The sequence below is a fragment of the Variovorax sp. Varisp46 genome (assembly GCF_059491885.1).
Genome location: NZ_CP168515.1, coordinates 99,020 through 115,837, shown reverse-complemented (window position 1 = coordinate 115,837; position 16,818 = coordinate 99,020). Strand labels below are relative to the sequence as shown.

Genomic DNA, 16,818 nt, shown 5'->3' with positions numbered 1-16,818 from the left:
AACGGCCGCCCGCTGACGCCAAAGGGAGATTCGGCATTTGCCGACACGCGCGCATGATGGCGCGTGTTATGGTTTTTCCCAATGCCAAAGTCCTCCAGCAACTTGCAGTTGCCTCCTCCGTTAGGCCGGGACGCAGCCCTCTTTCTCGACTTCGACGGTACGCTGGTCGGACTCGCGCCCACGCCTGAAGCCATCGAGATTCCCCCTGCCCTCGTGCCCCTGCTGGGCGATCTGCGCGACCTGCTCGGCGGCGCGCTCGCCGTGGTGTCGGGCCGCCAGATCGATTCCATCGACCGCTTCCTGGCTCCGCTGCGCCTGCCCGCGGCCGGCGAGCACGGCGTGCAGCGCCGCGACGCCGAGGGCCATATGCAGGAGCAGCGCGCGCCCGACCTCGCATCCATCCTCGACATCGCCAACGAACTCGCGCGTGTGCACGAAGGCCTGCTGGTGGAGCGCAAGCACGCCGCCATCGCGCTGCACTACCGGCTCGCGCCGCAACTCGAGGCGGTGTGCCGCGACGCGATGTCGCGCGCCATCGCGCACGAACCGCAGCTCGAGCTGATGCACGGCAAGTTCGTCTTCGAGGTGAAGCCTACCGGCGTGCACAAGGGCATCGCCATCGAGGCCTTCATGAGCGAAGCGCCCTTCGCGGGCCGCATGCCGGTTTTCCTCGGCGACGACACCACCGACGAAACCGGCTTTGCCGTGGTGCAGCCGCGCGGCGGCATCGCCGTCAAGGTCGGCTCCGGGCCGAGCCTGGCGCTGCACCGCCTCGAATCGCCGCGCGACGTCTATGAATGGCTGGTGCAGGCACGCGACCTGCTGACAGCCCCCGAAAACAAGAACACCGAACCCCCGAGGAGCCCCCGATGAGCGAGCAACAACTGATGGAGGCTCCCGAAGACCGCGCGGGCGAGGCGCTGGCCGGTGCCGCCGGTCCCGACGACAAGGCCCCCGTCGATGCAAAGGCGGCCGCCGCGCCCGGAACGCGCGGCTTCGCGCCGCCGGCCGAACCTTCGCTGAACGTGGGCGTGATCGGCAACTGCGCCTACAGCGCGCTCATCGACGCGCGCGGCCGTGCCGTGTGGTGCTGCCTGCCGCGCTTCGACGGCGATCCGGTCTTCAATGCCCTGCTGCATCCCGGCGAAGACGCCGGCGCCTGGGCCATCGAGATCGAGGACTTCGCCTCCAGCAAGCAGTGGTACGAACCCAATACCGCGGTGCTGCGCACGCAGCTGTTCGACAGCGCGGGCCAGGGCATCGAGATCACCGACTTCGCGCCGCGCTTCTACAGCCGCTCGCGCTACTTCCGCCCGCTGATGATGGTGCGCCGCGTGCGGCCGATCGCCGGAGCGCCGCGCGTGCGCGTGTCGCTCGACCCGCGCTTCCAATGGGGCGCCGTGGCGCCGGAGGAGGTGACGCGCGGCAGCAACCACATCCGCTACGTCGGTCCCGACGTGACGCTGCGGCTGAACACCGACGCCTCGATCTCGCACATCCTCGCGCGCCAGCCTTTCGTGATCTCGCGCGAATACAACTTCATGTTCGGCGTGGACGAGACGCTGCTCGACGGCATCGCCGACACCGCGCGCAAGTTCGAGCAGGAAACCATCTCCTACTGGCGCACCTGGAGCAAGCGCCTGGCCATTCCCTTCGAGTACCAGGAGGCGGTGATCCGCGCGGCCATCACGCTCAAGCTCTCGCTGTACGAGGACACTGGCGCCATCGTGGCCGCCATGACCACCAGCATCCCCGAGGCGCCGGGCAGCCAGCGCAATTGGGACTACCGCTACTGCTGGCTGCGCGACGCCTTCTTCGTGGTGCGCGCGCTCAATTCGCTGAGCGAAGTGGGCACCATGGAAGACTACCTGCGCTGGCTCGGCAACGTGGTGATCGGCTCGCACGGCGAGCACATCCAGCCGCTGTACGGCATCGGGCTGGAGCGCGAGCTGCCCGAGTCCTTCGTCGAAGGCCTGCCGGGCTACCGCGGCATGGGTCCGGTGCGCGTGGGCAACCAGGCGCAGGAGCACTTCCAGCACGACGTGTACGGCAACATCGTGCTCGGCGCGGCACAGGCCTTCCACGACCATCGGCTGCTCAGCCGCGCGGGCGCGGCGGAGTTTCCGCACCTGGAGGCGGTGGGCGAGCAGGCGGTGCGCGTGTACGGCACGCCCGACGCCGGCATGTGGGAGCTGCGCACGCGCGCACGCGTGCACACCAGCTCGGCGCTGATGAGCTGGGCCGCCTGCGACCGGCTCTCCAAGATCGCACGCGCGCTGAACCTGCCCGAGCGCGCGGCCTACTGGCACGGCCATGCCTCGCGCATGAAGGAAGAGATCCTCGCCAAGTCGTGGTGCGAGGAGCGCCAGGCCTTCGCCGAAAGCTTCGGCGGCCACGAGCTCGACGCGAGCATCCTGCTGATGGTGGAGGTCGGCCTGATCGACGCGCGCGACCCCCGCTTCATCTCCACCGTGGATGCAATGGAAAAGTCGCTGTGCGACGGCCCCTACATGCGCCGCTACGAGGCCGCCGACGACTTCGGCAAGCCCGAGACCGCCTTCAACATCTGCACCTTCTGGCGCATCGACGCGCTCGCCAAGATCGGCCGCAAGGCCGAGGCGCGCCAGATCTTCGAGACCATGCTCGCGGCACGCAACCCGCTGGGCCTGCTGTCGGAAGACACGCACCCGGTCACCGGCGAGATGTGGGGCAACTTTCCGCAGACCTATTCGATGGTCGGCATCATCAATGCGGCCGTGCGCCTGTCGGCGCCCTGGGATTCCTGCATATGAGCCGACTCGTCGTCGTTTCCAACCGCGTGGCGGACCCGCGCAAGCCGGCGGCCGGCGGCCTCGCCGTGGCGCTCGGCGAGAGCCTGCAGCAAAGCGGCGGCCTGTGGTTCGGCTGGAGCGGACAGATCGTCGAGGGTGGCCCGACCGGCGAAGGCGAACTGCACAGGCAGCAGGCCGGCAATGTCACGCTCGCCACCATCGACCTGAGCCGCGAGGACCACGACAGCTACTACCTCGGCTACAGCAACGACGTGCTGTGGCCGGTGTTCCACAACCGCCTGGACCTGGCGCACTTCGAGGCCGGCTTCATCGGCGGCTATCGGCGCGTGAACCAGCTGTTCGCGCGCAAGCTGCTGCCGCTGCTGAAGGACGACGACATCATCTGGGTGCACGACTACCACCTGATCCCGCTGGCGGCCGATCTGCGCGCCATGGGCTGCAGGCAGCGCATCGGATTCTTCCTGCACATTCCGCTGCCCCCGCAGATCATCACCGCGGCCATTCCGCAGCACGCGTGGCTGATGCGCTCGCTGTTCTCCTACGACCTGATCGGCTTCCAGGCGCAGCAGGACGTGCAGCACTTCGAGCACTACGTGCGCAACGAGGCCCACGGCGAGTACCTGGGCAACGACATGTACCGCGCCTACGGGCAGACGGTGCGCAGCAACGCCTTCCCGATCGGCATCGACGTCGACGAGTTCGCGGCGCTCACGCACGCGAAGGAGTCGCGCGACATGTACGAGACCATGAAGCGCGAGTACTCGAGCCGCCGGCTGTTGCTGGGCATCGACCGGCTCGACTACTCCAAGGGCATTCCGCAGCGCGTGCGCGCATTCCGCGAGCTGCTGGCCAACTACCCCGAGAACCGGCGCAGCGCGACGCTGATCCAGATCGCCTCGCCCACGCGCGAGACGGTCGATGCGTACGGCGACATCCGGCGCGAGCTCGAATCGCTGTGCGGCGCCATCAACGGCGACTACGGCGAGCTCGACTGGATGCCGGTGCGCTACATCCACCGCATGGTGGCGCGCAAGCGCGTGCCGGGGCTGTGCCGCGCGGCGGCCGTCGGGCTGGTGACGCCGCTGCGCGACGGCATGAACCTCGTGGCCAAGGAATACATCGCGGCGCAGGACCCGGCCGACCCGGGCGTGCTGGTGCTGTCGCGCTTTGCCGGCGCGGCCGAGCAGCTGAAGGAAGCGCTGCTGGTGAATCCGTACGACACCCATGGCACGGCCGAGACGGTGCAGCAGGCGCTGCAGATGCCGTTGGAGGAGCGGCGCGAACGGCACCAGAAGCTGCTGTCTCGCATTCGCGAGCAGGACATCCATTGGTGGCGCCGGAGCTTTCTCGATGCGCTGCGGGAGGCTGCGAGCGAGCGCTGAAACTGTCTGTTCAGTTCAGTTCAGTTCAGTTCGGGGCGCGCTCACGCCGACGGGGTGAGCGTTGGACTGAGCAGTCGTTGATGGGCGTCCTTCGCACGCGCCACGGAATGAGACGCTCACCAGCCAGTGAGCAAGCGCACGAAACGCATCACCGGCCGGCCCTGTTCGGGTCCTGAAACCAGCCCCGCCGCCGGCGCATGAATCCGCAGATGCGCCGTCGCCAGCGCAGACACCTCGATCCAGCCGCCATGCGCCAGGTGATGCATATCGCCCTCGTTCAGCACCGCCTGCGCCATGAACACCGTCTCGCCGAACCACCCGGGCGGGGACACCACGCGCACCCGGCCCTCGGCCACCTGCAGCCACGTGCCGGCATCGACAGCGGTACGCAGGGACTGGCCCGGCTCCAGGATGACGGAGGCAGGTGCGGAGGTGAGCGTGGTGATCATGGCGTGCCTTGAAAAGCGGTGATTCGGGTATCGATCGTAGAAATCCGGCCACTCAAAAAACAGGCACACGCCACGGCTATTGCGACCGGAACAGCCCGGCTGTGAACGCATCTGTTATGGTCGTTTTCCCGAGCAACTGCATCTGTTTTCGGATGCCCGGTGCGGGGAACATCGACGCCATGGACTCGCTACCGCTCTACCGCCAGCTCTCCGCGCACTACGTGGACGCGATCCACATTGGTTCGCTCAAGCAGGGCGACAAGATGCCGTCGCTGCGCAGCCTGATGCGGCTGCACGACATCAGCCTGTCGACCGCGCTGCAGGTCTGCCGCGCGATGGAGAGCGACGGCTGGGTCGAGGCACGCGACCGCTCGGGGTATTTCGTGCGGCGGCCGCAGCGGCTGGCCATCGCGCCGATGGAAGAGCCGGTGGCTGGCGTGCCGCCCGACCCGGCGCAGTTCGTCAGCATGCGGGCGCGCATGGCCAACTTCATGGCGCGCGGCCGGCACACGGGCGTGAAGCTCAACTTCGCCATCGCCCGCGCAGCCCCCGAGCTCTATCCGGCCGAGGCGCTGCGCAACTCGATGACGCGCGCGCTGCGCCAGCGGCCCGAGCTGCTGACCACCGCCTCGTCGCAGAAAGGCCACGAGCAGTTCCGCGAGGCGCTGGCGCAGCGCAACCTGCGCGTCGGCATGACGGTGTCGCCCGACGAAGTGCTCGTCACCAACGGCTGCATCGAGGCGCTGAACCTCGCATTGCGCGCGATCGCCAAGCCAGGCGACACGGTGGCCGTGGAGTCGCCCACCTTCTACGGACTGCTGCAGGTGCTCGAAAGCCTGGGGCTGCGCGCGCTGGAGATCCCGACCAGCCCTCAGACCGGCATCTCCCTCGAGGCGCTCGACCTCGCCATCCACACCTACGACGACATCAAGGCCGTGGTGGTGGTGCCGCACCTGCAGAACCCCATCGGCAGCGTGATGCCCGACGCCCACAAGCAGCGGCTGGTGCACCTGTGCGAGAGCCATGGCATTGCGCTGGTCGAGGACGACACCTACAGCGACCTTGTGGAAAGCGACACGCCGCTGCGCGCCATGAAGTCGTGGGACCGCACGGGCAACGTGATCTATTGCGCCTCGCTGCACAAGGTACTGGCGCCGGGGCTGCGACTGGGCTGGATCACCGCCGGACGCTGGCATGCGCAGGTGGAAATGCTCAAGTACGCGCAGACCCGCAACAACGAGGCGCTGGCGCAGATCGCGGCGGGCGAGTTCATCGCCAGCGGTGCCTACGACCGCCACCTGCGCCGGCTGCGCGAGCGGCTGCACGTGCAGCGCGACCAGACGGCGGACGCCATCGCCAGGTATTTTCCGGCCGGCACGCGGCTGAACCTGCCGCGCGGCGGGCTGCAGCTGTGGGTCGAGCTGCCGGCGCAGCGCTCGTCGGTGGACGTGTTCGAAGCCGCGCTGCGCGAGCACGTGCTGGTGGCGCCGGGCGCGCAGTTCTCGAACTCGGGGCGCTTCGACAACTACCTGCGCCTCAACTGCGGCTGGCCGTATTCGAAGGCGGTGGATGCGGGGCTGAGGCGGCTGGGCGAGATCGTGGCGGCCGTGCGGCCGCCGGGCTAGCTGCGATTCAGACGATGTAGAAGACGACCGCGTCGCGCCTAGCGGCCGCGGCTGCAAAGAATCGCTTCACGCCTTCCATGAAGCCCGCGAGATCCTGTGTGCCGTCCTGCCAGACCCTGGCCCAGTAGAGCTCGGCGAACTTTGCCGGCTCGCCCATGAAACGGCCCATCAGTTCCGCCACGTCGCACTGCGCGAGCCGCGCCGCCGCGCGCTCCACGTGGGCCGCCGTGAGATAGATGCAGCCCAGGCCGTCGGTGCCTTCGAGCTCTTCGCCATCCACCGCCTCGGGCATCAGCGTGCGTACCACGTCCCAGGCCTGTTCCACCGTCTGGCTGTCGTGCGGACCGCCCTGCTCGGCGGGCGAGTGCAGGAAGTCCGACACGGTGGACGGATCGATCACCAGCGCGCGCAGCCGGTAGCGGTCGAGGGCGTAGAAGGCAGCGCCGATGCTCAAGTGCTGGGCTCCATGCGTGCGGCGCGTGCGACGGCCGCGAGCGCCATGCTCACGCTGTCGATGTTGCGCTGCGCGTTGTCGATGTTCCTGAAGTGGTCGGGCGAGCAGATCTGGTTGAGCAGCAGCGTGCGCTTGAAGTGCACCAGCGCCTGGCGCAGGTCGCCCTCTTCCTGCGCGATCAGCCCCAGGTCGTTGTGGGCGGTGGCGGCCGCCGGGGAGATGCCGCGGCAGTCGCGCTGCTGGATGTCGAGCGAACGCTCGAACAGTTCACGGGCCCGGACGAAGTCGCGCCGCGCCATGTAAAGGCCGGCGAAGTTGTTGAGCATGTCGGAATGCAGTTCGGCATCGCCTTCGCCCGGCGGGAGCTTGTCGAGGTGCACGAGGGCGCGCGCGTAGCAGAGCTCCGCCTTCTCGTCCTGGCCAGAGTCGGCGTAGAGGAACGCGAGGTTGTTGAAGGCGCGCACCACACCGTCGCTGGAGCCGCCCCGGGCCTCGGCAACCGCCATGGCGATGGTCTTCTTGTAGAGCGTTTCGGCCTCGTCGGAGCGCCCGGCCGCGGCGTGCAGCAGCGCAAGGGTGTTGGTCGGCCCGCGCCGCCAGCTGTCGTCGAGGCCGAGCTGCCCGGCCATGGCCAGCGCCTCGTCGGCCGCGGCCTGCGCCTCGTCGTTCCAGTGCAGCCGGCGGCACAGCTCCGCATGGCTGGACAGGTGGAGCACCACGGCCTTGTGCGGGCCGCCGTACAGCCGGCGGCTGGCGGCGACGGTTTCGGCACAGAGCTTCTCGGCACTCGGCAGGTCGCCCTGGGCCAGCGCGTCGCGGTAGCGCGCCTCGCGGTCTTCGAGCAGCTTCAGCAATGCGCCCTGCTCATCGGATGCCGCGCCGCGGGCCTTGCGCTCCTCAATGTCGGCCAGGGCCAGGTCGAGTGCCTTGCGGGCGATGTCGATGTCCTCCGCCGGCATGCCGATCTTGCGGCCGATGGACAGGCTTTCCTCAAGGCAGGCCCGGGCCTTGTCGAGGGCGCCGAGCTGGTGGCAGGCCTGCCCCAGCATGCACAGGCTCATCGCGAGGTTCTGGTGCGGGCCCTTGAACACGCGGCGCGCGCTGGCGACGACCTGCTCGCCGATGGCGACGGCCCCGGCCCAGTCGTCGGCCTCGGCTGCGGCCACGAAGCGCTCCTGCAGCCGGCTGGCTTCGGCGAGGGCGGCGAGGTCGAAGTCCTTGGCGTCGCTCGCCGCGGCGCGGCGGACGTTGCGCCGGGCCGCGGCGTCTTCCTTCCTGGCCCCGGCCGCACCCTGCCGCGCCAGCTGCCGGTGAATCCAGTAGAGGTCGAACAGCAGCCACGGCAGGACGAGCACCAGGCCGAAACGCGATCCCGGCAGGCCCGCCATTCCGTACAGCAGCAGCGCCAGCTGCGCCGCGCCGCCCAGGTAGCTCCCCAAATAGAAGCGATGCGCCCCGATGAAGCCGCCCACCAGCCACAGCAGGTAGGCATAGGAGCGGCGGCGGGGCAGCTGAGTCATTGGTTTCGCCGGCGCGCGTGGCCGTTCAGTCGAGCAGCGCCAGCGCCGCGTAGTCGCCGACCTTGTCGCCCAGGCCGGCAGGCACGAGGCGCACGCCGTGCGTGAGCGGCGGCAGCTTGCCGTCGACCTGTGCCTGCAGCCTCGGCAGCAGAAAGTCGCGGTGGTGCCAGAACACGCTGCCGCCCAGGCTGATGCGCTGCAGGTCGAGCGTGGCGATCAGGTTGTAGAGCATGCGGCCCATCACGCGGCACAGCGCATCGACGATCTCGAGCGAATGCCGCTCGCCACCCGCAGCCGAACTGAAAAGATCGGCCGCAGGCTGGCCGAAGCGCCGCGCGATGGAGTTGCCGGCAATCAGCCCTTCGACGTCGCCGACGTTGCCGCAGCCGCACAGCGCGCCGCTGGCGTCGTCCACCACGAAGCTGTGGCCGGCATGGCCGGCGTTGCCGTTCTTGCCGCGCAACGCGCGGCCGTCCACGCACAGGCCGACGCCGACGCCGGTGCTCCAGGTGACATAGGCGCAATCGTCCACGCCCTGGAGCGCACCCCAATGGCGCTCGGCCTCCAGCGCGGCCACGGCGTCGTTCTCGACCCGCACGCGGGCGAAGCGCTTTGCCAGCGGGGCCTCGATCAGCGCGGTCATCCAGGTGTTGGGCAGGCCGCGCGCCGGGCCGGCGATGCCGCCGCAGATGTTGGGCGTGGCCAGTTCGACCTGGCCGTCGCGCAGCTCGAAAGGCCCGGCCGACGACACGCCCACGCGATCGATGCTCGCCGCATCGATGCCCTGCTGCGCACAGACTTCGTCGATCATCCGCATGATCTGCACTGCCACCGCATCGTTGTCGCCGGTCTTGGCCGTGGGCTCGCTGCGGCGGCCGATCAGCGGCGCGTCGCTCGAGGCGGAAAGGCTCACGGCCACCTTGGTGCCGCCGATGTCTACGCAGGCTCTCATTGCTGTTTGTCTCTTGTCTACAGAAGGCGCGCGACCAGCGCCGCGATCATGCTGAGCACCACCGTGCTCGCAATCGGCAGTTGCCATTCGCGGCCGAAGGCGCGGAACTCGAAATCGCCGGGCAGGCGTCCGAAGCCGAAGCGGCGCAGCCAGGCGGCCAGCCCGCTCATGAGCACCAGTGCCAGGACGACGACGATCAGCCAGCGGAACATATGGACAACAGTCTAGGCCGAGAGAATGGCCATGGCTTGCCGGTGGAGTTCGGGCGTTGCCGCCGCGATCACCCGCCCGTCGGACTTCAGCCCCAACGGCTGGCCCTGCCAGTCGGTGATGACGCCGCCCGCCGCCTCGATCAGCCCGGCCGGGCCGAGGTAGTCGTAGGGCTGCAGGCCGGTTTCGACCACGAGGTCGATGGTGCCGCCCGCCAGCTGGGCGTAGCCGTAGCAGTCGCCGCCGAAGCGGCGCATCGCGCACTGGCGGCTGAGCCTGTCGAAGGCGGCCCAGTCGGCCGGCGCGAAGATGTCGGGCGAGGTGGTGACGATGCGGGCCTTGGCCACGTCGGTGCAGCCGCTCGCGCGCACGGGCTGGCCGTCGCGCGTGGCGCCCTTGCCCCCGTCCTTGGGGTTGTGGCCGATCCAGCGCTCCTCGAGCACCGGCATGTCGACCATGCCCAGCACCACGCGGCCGCCCTCCAGCACGCCGATCAGCGTGCCCCACAGCGGCGAGCCGGTGATGAAGCTGCGCGTGCCGTCGATGGGGTCGAGCACCCAGATGCGCCCGGCGTCGAGCCGCTCGGGGCCATGCTCCTCGCCGTAGATGCCGTCGGCCGGCACGCGAGCGCCAAGGATGTCGCGCATGGCCGTCTCGGCCGCGCGGTCGGCCAGCGTGACGGGGCTTTCATCAGCCTTGGTGATGATGTCCAGCGGTGTGCGGAAGTAGCGCATCGACTGCGCGGCCGCGGCATCGGCCAGCGCCTGGGCAATCGACGGGAGATCGGGGGTCGAAGAGCTCATGGGAGAGAGGAGAACGTGCCAAAAGCTGCGATTAGACCCGAGCCGGGCCGGGTTTGACACGGCAGTGGCGCCAGCCCTAGCATGGCCCGGAAATTGCCAGGGAACACGACAAATGACTTCATCCAGATTGCTGCGAAGCGCGTGGCTCGCCCTCCTGCTCGGCGCTTCGGCCCTGCTGGCCCACGCCACCCCTTCCGCCACGGAGGAAAAGCTGATCGACACGCTGATCCAGCGCGTCTCGAAGATGTCGGCCATGGTCTTCATGCGCAACGGCAACGAATACAACGCCGCCGATGCCGCCAAGCACATGCAGGCGAAGTACGACTACTTCAAAAAGGAACTGGTGACGGCCGAGGACTTCATCGAGCGCTGCGCCTCGCGCTCGGAGATGACGGGGCAGGCCTACAAGGTGAAGCTGACCGATGGCATGGTGCGCGACGCCAACGAGTTTCTCAACAGCGAGCTGCGCGCGCTGCGGCAGGCCGCGAAGAAGACCGGCGGCTGAGAGGGCCTCGTCCGCGCTCTCTAGCGCTGCTGGCCCCAGCGGCGAACGGTCAGGCGCTCCAGCGTCTTGAAGCCCAGGCTCTCGACCAGCAGGCCGATCAGCACCACCAGGGCGAGGCCCGCGAACACGCGGTCGGTGTAGAGCTCGTTGCGGTTCTGGAAGATGTACCAGCCCAGCCCGCCCTTGCCCGACGAGGCACCGAACACCAACTCCGCCGCGATCAGCGTGCGCCATGCAAAGGCCCAGCCGATCTTCAGCCCCGACAGGATCGACGGCAGCGCCGCCGGCACCAGGATCTGTAGCACGTAGGGCAGGCCCTTCAGGCCGTAGTTGCGCCCCGCCATGCGCAGCGTCTCGGGCACGCCCTGGAAGCCGGCATAGGTGTTGAGCGCTAACGGCCACAGCACCGAATGGATCAGCACGAACACGAGGCTGCCGCGGCCCAGCCCGAACCACAGCAGCGCCAGCGGCAGCAGCGCAATGGCGGGCAGCGGGTTGAACATGGACGTGAGCGTGTCCAGCAGGTCGCGGCCGACGCGCGTCGACACCGCGAGCGTGGTGAGCGCGAAGGCCAGCAGCACGCCGGCGAGGTAGCCCTGCAACAGAACGGCCAGCGAGATGCGCACCTTCTCGATCAGCTCACCGCTCGCGAGGCCTCCGAACAGCGCCGTTGCCGTGGCGGTGAAGGTGGGCAGCAGCAGGTCGTTGTCCTGCCAGCGGGCCGCGAGCTCCCAGAGCACGGCGACGACGGCGAGGATCAGGCCCTTGCGCAGCCATGCCTGCGACCAGATGCGCTCGCCCATCGGCAGCGAACGCTCCACCGGTGCTTCGGTGAAGGGCTCCAGCGTGCGCTCGTACTCGGGGCGGACCGGCGGGACGATGGCACTCATGCGACGGCCTCTTCCTCGAACAGCATGTCGTGGATCCGCTGCGCCGTGCCCTGGAATTCGGCACCGCCCACACTCGCCAGTGTGAAGCCATGGCTGTTGACCTCGGCGCGCATGCGCCCCGGGTGCGGCGACAGCAGCGCGATGCGGTTGCCCACCACCAGCGCCTCCTCGATGGAGTGGGTGACGAACAGCAGCGTGAAGCGCACCTCGTCCCACAGCTCGAGCAGTTCCTGCTGCATCTTGCGGCGCGTGAGCGCATCGAGCGCGGCGAAGGGTTCGTCCATCAGCAGCACGCGCGGCTGCATCGCGAGCGCGCGGGCAATGGCCACGCGCTGCTTCATGCCGCCGGAAAGCTGGTGCGGATGCACTTCGGCGAACTTCGCCAGGCCGACCTTGCCTAGATAGTGCAGCGCGCGTTCCGCGGCCTCCTTCCGGCCCAGCGTGCGCGAAGCGAGCAGCGGGAACATCACGTTCTGCTTGACGGTCTTCCACGGCGGCAACTGGTCGAACTCCTGGAACACGACGATGCGGTCGGGACCGGGCTGCGCCACGCGCCGGCCGTCGATGCGGATCTCACCTTCGACCGGGGGAATGAAGCCGGCCACGGCCTTCAGCAGCGTGGACTTGCCGCAGCCCGAGGGACCGAGCAGCACGAAGCGGTCGGCGGCATGCACGTCGAAGCTCACGCGGTGCGTGGCGCGGACGAGGCGCTGGGGGGTGCGGTATTCGAGGCTGACATTGTCGACCCGCAGCAGTGCCGGTGCCGCGGCAGTGTCTTGCCCCCTCTCCCGCTCGCGGGAGAGGGAGTCACCCCGCGAATCAAGGACCGCCGCCGTGCCGCTCATCAGTTGCCCGACACGTTCTGCGCATCGTCGAAGAAGTAGTCCTTCACCGAAGCCGGCTTGTTCCTGATCGCGCCCACTCGGTGCATGAACTCCGCCAGCGGATAGGTGTTCTGCGGCGTGGTCTTGAACTGCACCTCGGGGTTCCTGATGATCTTCAACAGCAGATCGCGGTCGAGCTTGGCGTTGCTCACCTTCAGGTAGATGTCGGCCGCCTTCTCAGGGTTGGCGGTGACGAACTTCGCCGCCTCGTCGAGCGCATCGACGAAGGCCTTGTACGTCTTCGGGTTCTCGCTGCGGAATTTCTCCGTTGCGTACAGCACCGTTGCAGACGACGGACCGCCCAGCACCTGGTACGAGTTGAGCACGATGTGCGCATTCGGATTGCCCGCGAGCTCCTGCTCCTGGAACGGCGGATTGCCGAAGTGCCCCGTGATCTCCGTGCCGCCCTTGATGATGGCCGCTGCAGCATCGGGGTGCGGCACCGCCACGCTGATCCTGTCGAGCCTGTCGAACTCCTTGTCGCCCCAGAGCCTGGCCGAGGCGAACTGCAGCACGCGCGACTGCACCGAGACACCCACGGCAGGAAGTGCGATGCGGTCCTTGTCGGTGAAGTCGGCGATGGTCTTCACGTTCGGGTTGTTGCTCACCAGGTAGTACGGGAAGTTGCCCAGCGAGGCCACGCCCTTCACGTTCTGCCGGCCCTTGGTGCGGTCCCAGAGCGTGAGCAGCGGCCCCACGCCGGCGCCCGCGATCTCGATGTTGCCCGAGAGCAGCGCGTCGTTCACCGCCGAGCCGCCGGAGAGCTTGACCCATTCGACCTTGGCATCGACACCCGCGGCTTTCGCGTGCTTCTCGATGAGCTTCTGCTCCTGCGCCACGTTGAGCAGCAGGTAGACGATGCCGAACTGCTCGGCGATGCGGATCCGGCCCTCGGCGTGTGCGGCGAGGCTGCCGGCCAGGAGGCCCAGGCCGGCGACGAGCGCGGCGGCTTTGCGGGTGAAGCGGTTCATTGAAGTCGGTCCGGGAACGAGAAGATCAGAAAGGGGTATCGCCGACGATCGTGGTGCGGTTGAGGCGGCGGCGCAGGTGGTCGGGCGTACCCGCCGCGAGATGCATCAGCGAGCGGTTGTCCCAGAACACCAGGTCGTGCGGCGCCCATTTGTGGCGGTACACGAACTCGGGCTTCACGCTGTGCGCGAACAGCTCGGCGAGCAGGGCATCGCTTTCCTGCGCGGGCAGGCCGACGATGCGCGTCGTGAAATGCTCGCTGACGAACAGTGCCTTGCGGCCCGTCTCAGGGTGCGTGCGCACCACCGGCTGCACGGCGGGCGCAACCTGGTCGATCTGCGCCTGCGAGAGCTTGGGCCGCCACGGATTCTTCGCGCGCAACTCTTCGTACTTGGCGAGGTAGCTGTGCTCGGCCTTCAGCGGCAGGATGCGCTGCTGCAGCTCGGGGCTCAGCGATTCCCATGCAAGATGCTGGTTGGCGAACAGCGTGTCGCCGCCTTCGCTCGGCAGTTCCTGGGCATGCAGCAGGGAGCCCAGGCTGGGGTTGGGCTTGTACGAGATGTCGGAATGCCAGTAGACGCCCGCATCGCCGAGGCCGATGGGCTCGCCGTTCTCCTTGATGTTGGAGACGATGAGGACCTCGGGGTGGTTCTTCAGCTGGAACTGGTGCAGCACGTGGATTTCGAGCGGGCCGAAGCGGCGGCTGAAATCGATGTGCTCCTGCGGGGTGATCTGCTGGTCGCGGAAGACCAGGACGTGGTGGTCGAGGTGGGCCTTGTGAAGGCGGATGAAGTCTTCGGTGTTGATGGGCTTCGAGATGTCGAGGCCTACCACCTCGGCGCCGACCGGGGCATCGAAAGGGCGCACTTCGAAGTGCTGCGAAGGGGCATTTACCTCGCTGGTGGGGGCGGCAGTCATGCCGGGAATGTAGGGGGCGGGGTTTGGATCGCCAACGAACTCTTTGTTGCTAGCTTATGACTTTGTTTTGAGGGGCTGATGTCTTTCCGGGGCCGGGTCTCGCCCCGGCAGGCGACTCACTTTCTTTTGCTTCGCCAAAAGAAAGTAAGCAAAGAAAAGGCGACCCTGCTGTCTGCGTCCCTTCGCTTCGCTACGGGCAGCCTGCGGTGCTCGACTCCGGAGGGGGTCCGCAGAACGCGCCGTCGCTGCGCTCGGCTCCGGAACAGCCAATACCAAAACCAAAAGCCGATACCAAGTCACCGCAGGCGCTTTGCGCCTGCGGTGACTTGGTGGCCAAGCGAAGCAAAGGCCCGGGAGGGTTCCCCTCCCCTCTGGCTGCGCCGAGGAGCGCAGCGTTTCGCGGATCAGGGCTCGCAGCTGTTTGAGCGAAGCGAGTTCTGCGAGACCCCGCGAAACGCGAGCACCGCAGGTTGCCCGTAGCGAAGCGAAGGGTCGCAGACAGTGGGGTCGCCCGGCCCCGGAAAACAACCCAAGCCAACCGCTCAAAGCGTATGACTGCGATCCCCTTCGGCAAACCCCATCGCATCCCAAGCCTCGCCGACGGCAAAGCCAATCACCTTGAACAACTCCCCCATCTCGTGCTCATGGATCAGCCGCGCCGCCATCGCCCGCTCCGCGACGGACCCCGCTTCCATCCGAGCCAGCAACCCGCAGTTCAGCAGAAACCGCGCCTGGCTCGTATAGCCCAGCACTTCGAGCCCCGCGTCCTGCCCCGCCAACGCAATGCCGGTGAAGTCGACGTGCGCGGTGATGTCCTTGTAGCCCACGTCGGCCAGCGGGTCGCCATCGGCCTGGTGCGCGCGGTGGCACATCACGGTGCCCATGTGGCGCTGCGGGTGGTAGTACTCGGCCTCGGGAAAACCGTAGTCGATGAGAAAGGCCGCGCCCTTGCCGAGCCGGTCGGCCAGCGTGGCGATGAAGGCCCGCGCCTGCGGATGGATCTCGGTCAGGTAGTCGTGCTCGCCGGGCACCTCGACTGGCGGCCGCAGTTCGGCGACGCGATCGGCCCAGGCCCAGCCGTCGCCTTGCGCGTTGCGCACCACGCCCCGCTCGAACCACTGCCCACCCACACGCGCCAGCAGTTGCACGGGCATCGCATCGAGCACCTCGTTGCCGACCACCACGCCTTCCATCGAATCGGGCAGCTCGTTGAGCCATTCAACGCGGTCCGCATAGCGCACCAGCGCCTGCTGCTGCCGCTCGCGCAGCGTGCCCGACAGGTCGACGATGCGATAGCGCACATCACTGCGCCCCATCTCGTCGAGCGCATGCAGCAGTTGAACCGCGAGCGCCCCCGAGCCTGCGCCGAATTCCCACACCGTGTCGGTGCCCGTCTTCTCCAGTGCCTGCGCCACCTGCGCCGCCAGGGTCTGCCCGAACATCGGCGTCAACTCGGGCCCCGTCACGAAGTCGCTGCCCGACGAGGGCATGTGGCCGAACTTGGCCGAAGTGTTGGCGTAATAGCCCAGGCCCGGCGCGTACAGCGCGAGCGCCATGAAGCGGTCGAACCCGATCCATCCGCCCGCGCGCTCGACGGAGCGCGCGATGAGGTGGTCGAGGGCGGTGGGTAAACTGCTGGGGGTCGTCTTTGTCGTCACAGCGCCATTCTCCCTCCTCGCATGAGCCCCGCCGCGCCCTCCTCCTCCGCTTCCCGCCGCACCGTCCTCGTCACCGGCGCGGGCCGCAGGCTGGGCCGCGAGATCGCGCTGGCGCTCGCCGCGGGCGGCTGGCAGGTGGCGGTGCACTACCGCAGTTCGCGCACCGAGGCCGAGCAGACGGTGGCCGACTGCGCCGCGCTCTCGGGCGATTCGGCGCTCTTCGCGGCCGACCTCGAGGACGAACAGGCCACGCGCGCCCTGCTGCCGCGCGTGGTCGCGCGCTTTCGCGGCGTCGATGCCGTGGTGCACAGCGCCGCGCTGTTCGAGCACGACGAGGCCGCCACCTTCAGCTACGCACTCATGGAGCGCCATGCGCGCAGCAACACCGGCGCGGCAATCCTGCTGGCGCATGCCCTGCACGAGCACTTGGCGGCCCGCGACGCGCAAGGCGCGGTGGTCCATCTGCTCGACCAGAAGCTCTGGAACCCGAACCCCGACTTCCTGAGCTACACACTTTCCAAGGCCGCGCTCGAAGCCGCCACGCCGATGCTGGCGCTGGCCCTTGCACCGCGCGTGCGCGTGGTCGGCGTGGCGCCCGGCCTTACGCTGGCGAGCCACATGCTGGACGACGACAGGTTCGCGCAGCTGCACAAGCTGTCGCCGCTGGGCCGCTCCTCCACCCCGGACGACGTGGTCGCCACGGTGAGGTTCGCGCTGGAGAACCGCTCGATCACCGGCACCACGCTGCTGGTGGACGGCGGCCAGCACCTGATGAAATTCGAGCGCGATTTCTCGCTCATGTGAGCA

17 protein-coding genes are annotated in these 16,818 nt (G+C 68.3%); 6 read left to right on the top strand and 11 right to left on the bottom strand.

All coding sequences use genetic code 11. The features are described from left to right. Nucleotides 1-81 precede the first annotated feature (81 nt). Genes otsB through otsA form a run of 3 tightly spaced genes read left to right on the top strand, consistent with a single transcriptional unit; the run spans nucleotide 82 to nucleotide 4,174 of the window. Nucleotides 82-873, top strand: a complete 792-nt coding sequence (otsB, locus tag ACEN9N_RS00540) for a trehalose-phosphatase (RefSeq protein WP_495655137.1) — start codon at nucleotides 82-84, stop codon at nucleotides 871-873. After that, nucleotides 870-2,792, top strand: coding sequence for a glycoside hydrolase family 15 protein (locus tag ACEN9N_RS00535; RefSeq protein WP_413315326.1), 1,923 nt, complete (start codon nucleotides 870-872; stop codon nucleotides 2,790-2,792). Before otsB ends, ACEN9N_RS00535 begins: the two co-directional genes overlap by 4 nt. After that, nucleotides 2,789-4,174 carry an alpha,alpha-trehalose-phosphate synthase (UDP-forming) gene (otsA, locus tag ACEN9N_RS00530; RefSeq protein WP_495655136.1) on the top strand — a complete coding sequence of 462 codons (1,386 nt, stop codon included), beginning with the start codon at nucleotides 2,789-2,791 and terminating at the stop codon, nucleotides 4,172-4,174. Before ACEN9N_RS00535 ends, otsA begins: the two co-directional genes overlap by 4 nt. Nucleotides 4,175-4,290: 116 nt before the next feature. Here otsA and ACEN9N_RS00525 read toward each other — a convergent pair whose 3' ends face one another. Next, the gene (locus ACEN9N_RS00525; RefSeq protein WP_495655135.1) at nucleotides 4,291-4,623 is read right to left on the bottom strand and encodes a hypothetical protein; all 333 of its coding nucleotides are present in this window, start codon (nucleotides 4,621-4,623) and stop codon (nucleotides 4,291-4,293) included. 179 nt (nucleotides 4,624-4,802) lie between these two features. Between ACEN9N_RS00525 and ACEN9N_RS00520 the strand changes: the two genes are divergently transcribed. Further along, on the top strand, nucleotides 4,803-6,248 hold the full coding sequence (locus tag ACEN9N_RS00520) for an aminotransferase-like domain-containing protein (RefSeq protein WP_495655134.1): 1,446 nt from the start codon (nucleotides 4,803-4,805) through the stop codon (nucleotides 6,246-6,248). A gap of 7 nt (nucleotides 6,249-6,255) precedes the next feature. Here the strand turns inward: ACEN9N_RS00520 and ACEN9N_RS00515 are convergent, their stop codons facing one another. The 5 genes from ACEN9N_RS00515 to hisN are packed head-to-tail and all read right to left on the bottom strand — an operon-like array spanning nucleotide 6,256 to nucleotide 10,187. Beyond that, the gene (locus tag ACEN9N_RS00515; RefSeq protein WP_413315330.1) at nucleotides 6,256-6,702 is read right to left on the bottom strand and encodes a DUF1877 family protein; all 447 of its coding nucleotides are present in this window, start codon (nucleotides 6,700-6,702) and stop codon (nucleotides 6,256-6,258) included. After that, nucleotides 6,699-8,222, bottom strand: coding sequence for a tetratricopeptide repeat protein (locus tag ACEN9N_RS00510; RefSeq protein WP_413333213.1), 1,524 nt, complete (start codon nucleotides 8,220-8,222; stop codon nucleotides 6,699-6,701). The genes ACEN9N_RS00515 and ACEN9N_RS00510 overlap by 4 nt, the downstream gene beginning before the upstream one ends. Before the next feature lie 25 nt (nucleotides 8,223-8,247). Beyond that, on the bottom strand, nucleotides 8,248-9,174 hold the full coding sequence (locus ACEN9N_RS00505; RefSeq protein ID WP_413315334.1) for an ROK family protein: 927 nt from the start codon (nucleotides 9,172-9,174) through the stop codon (nucleotides 8,248-8,250). A gap of 17 nt (nucleotides 9,175-9,191) precedes the next feature. Further along, nucleotides 9,192-9,386: a DUF2905 domain-containing protein gene (locus ACEN9N_RS00500; protein ID WP_007831478.1), complete on the bottom strand. Its 195-nt coding sequence runs from the start codon at nucleotides 9,384-9,386 to the stop codon at nucleotides 9,192-9,194. Nucleotides 9,387-9,398: 12 nt separating this feature from the next. After that, the gene (gene hisN, locus ACEN9N_RS00495) at nucleotides 9,399-10,187 is read right to left on the bottom strand and encodes a histidinol-phosphatase (RefSeq protein ID WP_413315335.1); all 789 of its coding nucleotides are present in this window, start codon (nucleotides 10,185-10,187) and stop codon (nucleotides 9,399-9,401) included. Between the two features lie 112 nt (nucleotides 10,188-10,299). Between hisN and ACEN9N_RS00490 the strand changes: the two genes are divergently transcribed. Beyond that, nucleotides 10,300-10,692 carry a DUF5329 family protein gene (locus tag ACEN9N_RS00490; RefSeq protein ID WP_495655133.1) on the top strand — a complete coding sequence of 131 codons (393 nt, stop codon included), beginning with the start codon at nucleotides 10,300-10,302 and terminating at the stop codon, nucleotides 10,690-10,692. A 20-nt stretch (nucleotides 10,693-10,712) separates the two neighbouring features. Here ACEN9N_RS00490 and ACEN9N_RS00485 read toward each other — a convergent pair whose 3' ends face one another. The 5 genes from ACEN9N_RS00485 to ACEN9N_RS00465 all read right to left on the bottom strand — a co-directional run bounded on the left by ACEN9N_RS00485 (nucleotide 10,713) and on the right by ACEN9N_RS00465 (nucleotide 16,011). Beyond that, entirely contained in the window at nucleotides 10,713-11,582 is an 870-nt protein-coding gene (locus tag ACEN9N_RS00485; RefSeq protein WP_495655132.1) for an ABC transporter permease, read from the bottom strand. Further along, a complete protein-coding gene (locus ACEN9N_RS00480; protein WP_413315338.1) occupies nucleotides 11,579-12,427 on the bottom strand; it encodes an ABC transporter ATP-binding protein in 849 nt (282 codons plus the stop codon). The genes ACEN9N_RS00485 and ACEN9N_RS00480 overlap by 4 nt, the downstream gene beginning before the upstream one ends. Beyond that, nucleotides 12,427-13,437 (bottom strand): ABC transporter substrate-binding protein, encoded by a 1,011-nt coding sequence (locus tag ACEN9N_RS00475; RefSeq protein ID WP_413315339.1) that lies wholly within the window; start codon nucleotides 13,435-13,437, stop codon nucleotides 12,427-12,429. Before ACEN9N_RS00475 ends, ACEN9N_RS00480 begins: the two co-directional genes overlap by 1 nt. A gap of 25 nt (nucleotides 13,438-13,462) precedes the next feature. Next, a complete protein-coding gene (locus tag ACEN9N_RS00470; protein ID WP_495655131.1) occupies nucleotides 13,463-14,353 on the bottom strand; it encodes a TauD/TfdA dioxygenase family protein in 891 nt (296 codons plus the stop codon). 542 nt (nucleotides 14,354-14,895) lie between these two features. Next, a complete protein-coding gene (locus tag ACEN9N_RS00465) occupies nucleotides 14,896-16,011 on the bottom strand; it encodes a class I SAM-dependent methyltransferase (RefSeq protein WP_495655130.1) in 1,116 nt (371 codons plus the stop codon). 21 nt (nucleotides 16,012-16,032) lie between these two features. Between ACEN9N_RS00465 and ACEN9N_RS00460 the strand changes: the two genes are divergently transcribed. After that, the gene (locus tag ACEN9N_RS00460; protein WP_007831470.1) at nucleotides 16,033-16,815 is read left to right on the top strand and encodes an SDR family oxidoreductase; all 783 of its coding nucleotides are present in this window, start codon (nucleotides 16,033-16,035) and stop codon (nucleotides 16,813-16,815) included. Nucleotides 16,816-16,818: the final 3 nt, after the last annotated feature.

Excerpts from the sequence above, each read along its gene's own strand:
- ACEN9N_RS00510 (WP_413333213.1), bottom strand. The coding sequence starts at position 8,222 with ATGACTCAGCTGCCCCGCCGCCGCTCCTATGCCTACCTGCTGTGGCTG.
- ACEN9N_RS00475 (WP_413315339.1), bottom strand. The coding sequence starts at position 13,437 with ATGAACCGCTTCACCCGCAAAGCCGCCGCGCTCGTCGCCGGCCTGGGC.
- ACEN9N_RS00460 (WP_007831470.1), top strand. The coding sequence starts at position 16,033 with ATGAGCCCCGCCGCGCCCTCCTCCTCCGCTTCCCGCCGCACCGTCCTC.
- ACEN9N_RS00525 (WP_495655135.1), bottom strand. The coding sequence starts at position 4,623 with ATGATCACCACGCTCACCTCCGCACCTGCCTCCGTCATCCTGGAGCCG.
- ACEN9N_RS00520 (WP_495655134.1), top strand. The coding sequence starts at position 4,803 with ATGGACTCGCTACCGCTCTACCGCCAGCTCTCCGCGCACTACGTGGAC.
- otsA (WP_495655136.1), top strand. The coding sequence starts at position 2,789 with ATGAGCCGACTCGTCGTCGTTTCCAACCGCGTGGCGGACCCGCGCAAG.
- hisN (WP_413315335.1), bottom strand. The coding sequence starts at position 10,187 with ATGAGCTCTTCGACCCCCGATCTCCCGTCGATTGCCCAGGCGCTGGCC.
- ACEN9N_RS00505 (WP_413315334.1), bottom strand. The coding sequence starts at position 9,174 with ATGAGAGCCTGCGTAGACATCGGCGGCACCAAGGTGGCCGTGAGCCTT.
- ACEN9N_RS00535 (WP_413315326.1), top strand. The coding sequence starts at position 870 with ATGAGCGAGCAACAACTGATGGAGGCTCCCGAAGACCGCGCGGGCGAG.
- ACEN9N_RS00480 (WP_413315338.1), bottom strand. The coding sequence starts at position 12,427 with ATGAGCGGCACGGCGGCGGTCCTTGATTCGCGGGGTGACTCCCTCTCC.
- ACEN9N_RS00485 (WP_495655132.1), bottom strand. The coding sequence starts at position 11,582 with ATGAGTGCCATCGTCCCGCCGGTCCGCCCCGAGTACGAGCGCACGCTG.
- otsB (WP_495655137.1), top strand. The coding sequence starts at position 82 with ATGCCAAAGTCCTCCAGCAACTTGCAGTTGCCTCCTCCGTTAGGCCGG.
- ACEN9N_RS00490 (WP_495655133.1), top strand. The coding sequence starts at position 10,300 with ATGACTTCATCCAGATTGCTGCGAAGCGCGTGGCTCGCCCTCCTGCTC.
- ACEN9N_RS00500 (WP_007831478.1), bottom strand. The coding sequence starts at position 9,386 with ATGTTCCGCTGGCTGATCGTCGTCGTCCTGGCACTGGTGCTCATGAGC.
- ACEN9N_RS00470 (WP_495655131.1), bottom strand. The coding sequence starts at position 14,353 with ATGACTGCCGCCCCCACCAGCGAGGTAAATGCCCCTTCGCAGCACTTC.